The organism is Streptomyces sp. F001, from assembly GCF_004187715.1.
Classification (GTDB): domain Bacteria; phylum Actinomycetota; class Actinomycetes; order Streptomycetales; family Streptomycetaceae; genus Streptomyces; species Streptomyces flavusporus.
The window spans coordinates 1-8,251 of sequence record NZ_QZWF01000071.1 but is presented as its reverse complement, the minus strand read 5'-3'; the positions used below and the strand labels follow the sequence as shown (position 1 = coordinate 8,251).

The window sequence follows — 8,251 nt, the reverse complement described above, 5'->3', positions numbered from 1 at the left end:
GGGCACCCAGGTGGCGGACGACGCCATCACCAACACCAACGGCGCTGGCCTCCAGTTCGCCGACAACAGCGAGGACAGGTTTGTGGACTGCGACCAGATCTTCGCCATCGGCGGCAAGTGATCACCGATCAGGTGATCTAGCAGGCTCCGGGGCTCAAGTCAGGTGGCCGAGCCCCGGAGCCTGCTGCCTGGCTGCTGCACTCCACCACGCCTCCGAAGGCGTGGTGGAGTGCCGTGCCCGGTGACGGTGACGATGCCTTGTCGGTGTGGAGGGTGCCGCCTCGCTGTGAGCGGCGGCTGTCCGGTCGGCGGTTGACCGACCGCGATCATCCGGATTCGGTCACCTGATGCATGCACGTGAGCGCCAGATTATGCCCTTTTCGAAGAAACTCACGCGTTTGCGCGTTTCATCCGTGAAAAGCATCAAACGTCGCCTACAGTTGGCAACCGTCGGTGGCCAGCCCGTTACGAGCTGTGTCAACTCGAGAACGGAGAGGTAATGCGCAAGTACCAGAAGGCGGCAGTCGCCGTGACTCTGCTCGGCAGCATCGGCTTGCTGGGCGCCGGCATCGGCCACGCTGCGGACGGGGACCAGAAGGCCAAGGCTGACGCCCCCCAGCAGAACCAGAAGTGCTCGGCGGACGAGACGAATTGGGGCGGGCTTGTCGTGATCAACGATGTCAACGTCGTAGTCAACGTCCTGGGCATCCAGGTCAACGACCAGAGTGAACGCAAGACGGTGAAGTGCACTCAGGTCGCCCCCGCTCGCAAGTAGTCACTTATCAGGTGATCTTCTAGGCAGCCCTTGAGGTTCGATCAGGTGTCCGAGCCCGGAGTTTGCCGTCTGGCTTCGTTGCCGTTCCAAACATCCGAAACGACTCCGCCGTCCAGTCGCGGGGACCGACTGTAAAGGAAAAAGGCAGATGCTCAGTCCGAAGAAAATCGCAGCGGCAGTGGGCGTCCTGGGGAGCTTTGCTCTGATCGGTGCCGGTGCCGCCCAGGCCTTCGCCGTTGATAGCTACGCCAGCTGCACCGACGACGGCAACGGCTCCACTCGCTGTTCGCAGGTGAGGGCACACCAGGTCACCATCGACGAGCACGGAAACGTCACTGTCGTCAACGATTCAAGGCAGGGCTGTCCGGCGTCGGGCGGTCAGATCAACTGCGTCAGCAACTTCTCCGTCCCTGACTAGAACTCCTGACGTCCGATCAAGGCAGCCGAGGCGTCCACCTGTCGTCGGCGCCCGTCGCGTAAGTCCGCCCGGACATACGGGGATGGCCGGGACCCGGTACCGGGTCCCGGCCATCCCCGTATGTCAAGGGAAGGGCAGCAGGCCGAGCACCGGCGGCTCCGGACGGGTCGTTCCCGTCGCGAGGCGTACGTCCGGCAGACGGCGGGCGACCGCCCGCAGGGCCGCCGCCTCCGTGCTGCGGCCGCGACGCGCTCGACGTTGAAGAAGCGGGTGACCACTCGACGTAGCCCGGCATGGCCGGCGGTGCCGTTGTTGGCCGGTGCGGGTGGAAGGGTGAAACCGGCCCGGGCGAGCACCCGTAGTACGGCCAAGGGCAGCGGCGCCACCGCGTACTGCGCGTTGTCCGGGAGGAGGGCGGACGGGTCGAGCAGCACCCGCCGTACGTCCCGGAAGCGGCTGACCAGCCAGAGCCCGGTGAGCCGGGTCCTGATCCACGGGTGCTTCGCTGCGCTGGGCATCGAGCCAGGGGTACGGGTTGCGTACGAAGTCGTCGCCGAACAGGTCGAGCGAGTCGAGTGGACCAGGCGGGTGCCGCGCGTCGGCAGCCCTGCGCCGGCCATCCTGCTGACGGACGCAAGTGTGCCGTCGGGCCGGGCACTCACTGCTCGGACCCGCCCTCGACGAGACGCCGTAGCCGGAAAGAGGACGAGCGCCTTACGCATCGCCTCGGAAGGGGCCTGACTGTCCAGCGTTGCTCGCACCCAACCGGTCAGGGGTAGGTACCGCGCCTGGCCTGCGGAAACACAGACCTGGCGGGAGCGCCCCCGGCAGGACTCGAACCTGCGGCCAAGCGCTTAGAAGGTGTCAGGGGTTGAGCGATGTGCTCACCTGCGTCTTCGCTGGTCGCTCGCGAACGAAAACCGTCAAAGCGCTTGCTGTCATTTCGGGGAGACCTCTGGCCGGTTACCGCCCCTCGCGCCTTCGTCCTGGCCCATGGAGACAGAACGAAGACACGTTCGCGGCCCCTCAGTCGAGACAGAACTCGTTGCCCTCGATGTCCTGCATCGGGATGCACGCATCATTGCCGTCGTACAGCGTTCGCACGTGTACCGCGCCGAGCGGGACCAGCCGTGCGCACTCGGCCTCAAGTGCGGCGAGGCGCTCTTCCCCCGCGAGCCCGGTGCCGACCCGCACGTCAAGATGCAGCCGGTTCTTGGCGGCCTTCCCTTCGGGGACGCGCTGGAAGTACAGCCGCGGGCCCACGCCTGAGGGGTCGACGCAGGCAAACCATGCGTCCTGCTGCTCAGGTGGCAGCGAGCGCTTGAATTCGTCCCACGTGGCAAACCCCTCGGGTGGCGGCGGTACGACATACCCCAACACCTCGCACCAGAAACGGGCGAGGCGCTCAGGTTCTGCGCAGTCGAAGGTGACTTGGAACTGCTTGATCGGCGTCATGGGGCGACTGTATTGGCGCGTGTTGGTCACCGGGGCTCCGGGTGTCATCTCCGCGCAGGTCGAGTGACGGGCGGTGGGTGCCCGCCACCGGGCGCGGAACCACCTCGGCCGCCGGTGTAGGGCGGGGTGGGCGCGGCGCTACCGGTCGTGCAGGATCTCGGGCCGCGTTACGGGCACGATGGTGATCAAGTCGTCGAGGCCCTTGAAGTCGTCGGGGTTGGTGGTGAAGAGGGGGAGTTCCTCGGCGGCCGCGATGGCGGCGATCATCAGGTCGGCCACACGGCGACGGGGCTTGCGGCCTGTGGAGACGACGGCGGCGGAGATTCTGCCGTAGAGGCGGGCGGCCTCCACATCGAAGGGGATGGGGTCGAATTCGTTCTCGGCACGTTGCAGGACGTCCATGCGGCGGGCCCGCTCGGCGTGTTCGTCGTAGTCGCTCTGCTCGTCGTTGCCGCGTACCTGGTGGGGGCCTGCGGAGAGTTCCGCGAGGGTGATGGTGCTGATGGCCATCTCGGCGGGCAGTTCGTCGGCGTCGATCCACTTGCGCAAGATCATGATGTTGGTGTCGAGCAGGCCTTGCTCGTGCTCAACGGGCATACGGGTCGTCCAACTCCTGCTCGACGACGGCGTCCTGGTCGTCGCGGAAGGCGTCCAGCGAGATGTCAGGGGCGGTGCGGGACATGGCCGCGAACTCGGCACGGGGAACGAAGCGGCGACGGCGGCGGAGCGGGATCAGCTCGCCGACACGGTGCCCGTCGCGGGTGACGGTGAACGCCTGTCCTCCCTGGACGGCGTCCATGATCTCTTTGGAGCGGGTGCGCAGATCGCGCTGAGTGATCTCGGGCTGCGCTGTCATGCGGCCCATGGTAGCGGCGGTGTGCTATCCGGTGCTACATCGTGCTTCGGGTGTGGATTCGCTGGCGAGAGGCGTTGTCGCCACGCCGCAGGGTCTGTCTGTGCCCACGATCTTGGGCAGGCGAAGGCGCCTGCTCATAGAGCGATGTGAATCCGGACATGGAAGAGCCCCTCACGCGTATCCGCAGGTGAGAGGCTGTTTGCGCCCCCGGCAGGACTCGAACCTGCGGCCAAGCGCTTAGAAGGCGCCTGCTCTATCCACTGAGCTACGGGGGCCGGGTGTGGTGGCCTCTGTCGTGGTGCCCGGGTGTGGGCTGATCCGTGACGTTGCCGGGGACAAGGATAGAGCTCTCGGATCCATGCCCCTGCTGCTTCGCCTCCGTGGCTCGATGTGGAGGTTCGGTGAAGCGGACCTGATAATCGCAGGCGGGTGCGAATCGTGCATCGCTTTTCGCGCCACGCGCGCCGGGTGTTGTGCACTCGTTATGCCTGGACTGTGTCCCTGTCCCGGTAGTCCCTTCCGTCCCTTGTGTTCTGTCGGCGCGCAGGCATGCTCATATGCTTCAGATATCCCATAAAATTGGGCATTCTTCGCATGTGGTGACCTTGGACGTACGGCCTCAGCTGCTCGACGCACTTTCCGCGCTGCGCGACCGCGTCGCCGCCGCACGCTTCCCGCTGCCCCTCCCCGGAGCGCCACGCGCGCGTGCCAACCGCGACGAACTGCTCGCTCAGCTCGACGACTACCTGGTGCCCCGGTTGAGAGCGCCCCAAGCGCCGTTGCTGGCCGTCGTGGGAGGTTCCACCGGCGCCGGCAAGTCGACGCTCGTCAATTCCCTGGTGGGCCGACGGGTCAGCGAGGCGGGCGTACTGCGGCCGACGACACGGACGCCGGTGCTGGTGTGCCACCCGGAGGACCATCACTGGTTCAGCGGCATGCGCGTGCTGCCCGACCTCACGCGCGTGTGGGTGCCGCACCAGGAGCCCGACGGCGATCTGCTGCTCCCGGGTGAGAACCCCGCGCGCGTGCTGCGCATCGAGACCGCCGATACCGTGCCGCCCGGCCTCGCCCTCCTCGACGCCCCCGACGTCGACTCCCTGGCCGCCGACAACCGCACCCTCGCGGCCGAGCTCATCTGTGCCGCCGACATCTGGATCATGGTCACCACGGCCGCCCGGTACGCCGACGCCGTGCCGTGGCACCTGCTGCGGACCGCCAAGGAGTACGACGCCACCCTGATCACCGTGCTCGACCGGGTGCCCCACCAGGTGGTGTCCGAGGTCTCCCGGCAGTACGGTGCCCTGCTCACCAAGGCCGGACTCGGCGAGGTACCGCGGTTCACCGTGCCCGAGCTGCCCGAGTCGGCCTGGGGCAGCGGGCTGCTGCCGACCACCGCCGTGGCGCCGCTGCGCACCTGGCTCGTGCACCAGGCCCAGGACCCCGCGGCCCGGCAGCACGCCATGGCCCGTACGGCGTACGGCCTCATCGCCTCGCTCAAGTCCCGGATGCCCGAGCTGGCCAGTGCCGCCGCCGCCCAGTACGCGGCTGCCCTGCGGCTCACCGCTGCCGTCGACTCCGCGTACGACAGTGAGCACGCGCGCGTGCGGGGACGGTTGCAGGGGGGCGCCGTGCTCGCCGGTGACGCGTTGAAGCGCTGGCGGGCCTTCCCGCTCGACTGCACCGCCGGTGAGCTCCTGGACGCCCTCGTGGAGAGCCTGTGCGAGCTGCTGCTGTGTGCCGTCACCGCCGCCGACGAGCGCATCGACGAGGCCTGGCGGCGCGAGCCGGCGGCGGACGCCCCGGAGCTCGCGGACCGCGACGCGTCCCTGGAGACCGCCGAGCACCGGATCGGGATGGCGGTACGGCGGTGGCGGCGCGAGCTCGAGGAGCACGCCGAGGACGAGGTGCGCCACCTCGACCGCAGCGTCGCTCCGGACCCCGAGGTGGTCTCCGCGCTGGTCGCCACCGTTCTGCTGGGCGGCCACCGGTCCCGGTCCGCGGGCGAGGGGATCGCCGAGCGGATCGGCGCCCACGGTGCGCTGCGGCTGCGGGAACGGGGCGGACGGCTGCTCGGCGAGTACGTGGACCGGGTGATGCACGCCGAACGTGAACGCCGGCTCGCCCCGCTCGACGCCCTCGAAGTCCATCCCGAACCTCAGGCCGAACTCATCGCCGCGCTGTCCGTACTGCAGAAGGAGAGGTGACCGGTGACTGCCGTCACTGACCAGGACCACACGGAGCACGCCGATCCCGACCACCAGGAGGGCGCGGCCTCCGTGAACGAGCGCGCAGATGACCGTGCCCCTGTGACTGGCGGTTTCGGAAACCGTTCCGCCAGGGAAGGCGCTTCCGGACACAGAGCCTCTGAGCAGGCCGTTTCCGGAATGACCAAGGGGGGCGATTCCGGAAGGAGCGTCTCCGAGGAGGGCGCTGCCGAAAGGGACGCCTCCAAGGAGAGCGATTCGGGAAAGGGGTCCTCCTCCACGGAGGGCGACGGCGATCGCGGAAAACCCCTGCTCGAAGAGGGCGAATCCGTCGAGCGGCGCTTTTGGTGGGGGCGGCGCAAGTCAGGGGAGTCCGGTGCGCAAGGGAACGGGGACCACGCGCACGTGCAGGCCGACCATGACACCTACCGTGACCGTGCGAGCGAAGGCTGTACGGACGCCCGTACCGGATCTCCTGCGGACTCCCGTCCCGGCTCCCTCGCGGAGCCCCGTAGCGACTCTCTGGCGGAATCCCGTGCGGACTCTCCTACGGAGCCCCGTGCGGACTCTCCTACGGAGCCCCGTGCGGACTCTCCTACGGAGCCCCGTGCGGACTCTGTCACGGCCTCCGAAGACGCGTGGGACGACGGTCTGATCGCGCGGCGGGTGAACGAGAAGACCGCCGCCGAGCAGCTCGCGGTGGCGGAGAGCAAGCCGTCGGGGCCGCAGACCGTGGCCCCGCTCGCGTACGACGGTCCGACGCGGGCCCGGCTCGACGCGCTGCGCGAACTGGTGGGCCTGTCCCGTACCCGGCTCGACAACAGGACGCTGGCCGAGGCGAGCCGGGTCCTCGACGAGGCGGCGGCCCGGCGCAAGCTGTCCGGGCAGCACACCGTCGTCGCCATCGCGGGCGCGACCGGCAGCGGCAAGTCGCAGTTGTTCAACGCGCTGGCCGGGGTGGCCATTTCGGAGACGGGCGTACGGCGGCCGACGACCGCCGCGCCCATCGCGTGCAGCTGGAGCGACGGCGCGGCGAGCCTCATCGACCGGCTCGGCATCCCCGGACGCCTGCGTCGCCGCCCGTTGCAGAGCCCCGAGGCGGAGGCGCAGCTGCGCGGGCTCGTCCTGGTCGATCTGCCCGACCTCGACTCGGCGGCCGTACAGCACCGCGAGCAGGCCGAGCGGCTGCTGGCGCTCGTCGACGCGGTCATCTGGGTCGTGGATCCCGAGAAGTACGCCGACGCCGTGCTGCATGAGCGCTATCTGCGGCCCATGGCCGGGCATGCGGAGGTCATGTTCGTCGTCCTCAACCAGATCGACCGGCTCCCCGGGGAGGCGGCCCACCAGGTGCTCGACGATCTGCGGCGGCTGCTGGACGAGGACGGGATCGCCCTGGGGGAGTACGGCGAACCGGGCGCGACCGTGCTCGCGCTGTCCGCGCTCACCGGTGACGGCATCGGGGACCTGCGTGAGGCGCTCGGCCAGTTCGTGGCGGAGCGCGGTGCCGCAGCCCGCCGCATCCTGGCCGACCTGGACGCCGCGGCGGTGCGGCTATGGCCGGTGTACACCACCGGGCGACGTACCGGACTCAGCGAGCGGGCGCGGGACGAGTTCTCCGCGCGGCTGGCCGACGCCGTGGGCGCCACCGCCGCCGGCGAGGCCGCCGAGCGGGCCTGGCTGCGCAACGCCAACCGCGCGTGCGGGACGCCCTGGCTGCGGTTGTGGCGCTGGTTCCTGGAACGGAGCGAACCCACCACGGGTCGGCTGCCGGTGCGCACGCAGGCGGACGAGCAGGCCACGGCGCGGCAGCGCGTCGAGCAGGCGGTGCGGACGGTGTCCGACCGGGCGTCGGCGGGGCTGCCGGCGCCCTGGGCGCAGGCCGTGCGCGAGGCGGCCGTACGCGGCTCCCAGGGGCTGCCCGAGGCACTGGACGAGCTGGCCGTGCGGGCCGGGCTGCCGACGGGACGGCCGCCGACACCGGGCTGGTGGCCGGTGGCCGTACTGGCGCAGGCGTCCATGACGCTCCTGCAAGTCGTCGGCGGGCTGTGGCTGGTGGGGCAGATCGTCGGGGTCATGTCGCCGAATCTCGGGGTGCCGGTGCTGCTGATGGTGGCCGGAATCATCGGCGGCCCGCTCGTCGAGTGGAGCTGCAAGATGGCGGCCCGGGGACCGGCCCGGAGGTACGGACTGGAGGCGGAACGGCGGCTGCGGGAGGCCGCGGCCGGGTGCGGCCGGGCCCGGGTCCTCGATCCGGTGGCGTCGGAGCTGCTGCGGTACCAGGAGATTCGTGACCAGTACGGGCGGGTCGTCGGGGCGGGGGCCGGGGTGAGGTAGCCGCTCGGAAGGCCGGCCACGCCGGTTGGGCGTGCGGGATGGGATCCCTCGAACGAGTGGTGGAGTTGTCCACAGGCTGGGGATGATCCACAGCCCTCTGCGGGATCGGCGCGGCGGAGGCAGTCTGGCTTCGCGGCGATCGTGACCGACGCGGTCGCCACGAGAGCGGCGGTGTGCGCAGGGATGGCGGCCGCCGCGGCAGACGCAGC

General features: G+C 69.7%; 8 protein-coding genes and 1 tRNA gene. 4 read left to right on the top strand and 5 right to left on the bottom strand.

The genetic code is table 11. From position 1 onward, the window contains the following. The first annotated feature begins 499 nt into the window (after nucleotides 1–499). A complete protein-coding gene (locus StrepF001_RS43245) occupies nucleotides 500–775 on the top strand; it encodes a hypothetical protein (RefSeq protein WP_129803559.1) in 276 nt (91 codons plus the stop codon). 148 nt (nucleotides 776–923) lie between these two features. Beyond that, a complete protein-coding gene (locus tag StrepF001_RS43240; protein ID WP_129803558.1) occupies nucleotides 924–1,193 on the top strand; it encodes a hypothetical protein in 270 nt (89 codons plus the stop codon). On the opposite strand, the gene StrepF001_RS50350 is transcribed toward StrepF001_RS43240, so the two are convergent. The 5 genes from StrepF001_RS50350 to StrepF001_RS43215 form a co-directional block, all read right to left on the bottom strand. Next, entirely contained in the window at nucleotides 1,190–1,711 is a 522-nt protein-coding gene (locus StrepF001_RS50350; RefSeq protein ID WP_346657022.1) for a hypothetical protein, read from the bottom strand. The two genes, StrepF001_RS43240 and StrepF001_RS50350, sit on opposite strands and share 4 nt — an antisense overlap. A gap of 508 nt (nucleotides 1,712–2,219) precedes the next feature. Further along, entirely contained in the window at nucleotides 2,220–2,648 is a 429-nt protein-coding gene (locus tag StrepF001_RS43230; RefSeq protein WP_129803557.1) for a VOC family protein, read from the bottom strand. Between the two features lie 138 nt (nucleotides 2,649–2,786). Then, entirely contained in the window at nucleotides 2,787–3,245 is a 459-nt protein-coding gene (locus StrepF001_RS43225; protein WP_129803556.1) for a type II toxin-antitoxin system VapC family toxin, read from the bottom strand. Further along, entirely contained in the window at nucleotides 3,235–3,513 is a 279-nt protein-coding gene (locus tag StrepF001_RS43220; RefSeq protein WP_129803555.1) for a type II toxin-antitoxin system prevent-host-death family antitoxin, read from the bottom strand. Before StrepF001_RS43220 ends, StrepF001_RS43225 begins: the two co-directional genes overlap by 11 nt. Nucleotides 3,514–3,706: 193 nt before the next feature. Further along, a tRNA-Arg gene (locus StrepF001_RS43215) sits at nucleotides 3,707–3,779 on the bottom strand. Between the two features lie 321 nt (nucleotides 3,780–4,100). Here StrepF001_RS43215 and StrepF001_RS43210 point away from each other — a divergent pair. Both StrepF001_RS43210 and StrepF001_RS43205 read left to right on the top strand, forming a co-directional pair. Next, nucleotides 4,101–5,708: a dynamin family protein gene (locus StrepF001_RS43210; protein WP_129803554.1), complete on the top strand. Its 1,608-nt coding sequence runs from the start codon at nucleotides 4,101–4,103 to the stop codon at nucleotides 5,706–5,708. A 3-nt stretch (nucleotides 5,709–5,711) separates the two neighbouring features. After that, nucleotides 5,712–8,042, top strand: coding sequence for a YfjP family GTPase (locus StrepF001_RS43205; RefSeq protein WP_129803553.1), 2,331 nt, complete (start codon nucleotides 5,712–5,714; stop codon nucleotides 8,040–8,042). The last annotated feature ends 209 nt before the right edge of the window (nucleotides 8,043–8,251 follow it).

Coding starts and splice junctions, on each gene's coding strand:
- StrepF001_RS43230 (WP_129803557.1), bottom strand. CDS start 2,648: ATGACGCCGATCAAGCAGTTCCAAGTCACCTTCGACTGCGCAGAACCT.
- StrepF001_RS43245 (WP_129803559.1), top strand. CDS start 500: ATGCGCAAGTACCAGAAGGCGGCAGTCGCCGTGACTCTGCTCGGCAGC.
- StrepF001_RS43220 (WP_129803555.1), bottom strand. CDS start 3,513: ATGGGCCGCATGACAGCGCAGCCCGAGATCACTCAGCGCGATCTGCGC.
- StrepF001_RS50350 (WP_346657022.1), bottom strand. CDS start 1,711: ATGCCCAGCGCAGCGAAGCACCCGTGGATCAGGACCCGGCTCACCGGG.
- StrepF001_RS43240 (WP_129803558.1), top strand. CDS start 924: ATGCTCAGTCCGAAGAAAATCGCAGCGGCAGTGGGCGTCCTGGGGAGC.
- StrepF001_RS43225 (WP_129803556.1), bottom strand. CDS start 3,245: ATGCCCGTTGAGCACGAGCAAGGCCTGCTCGACACCAACATCATGATC.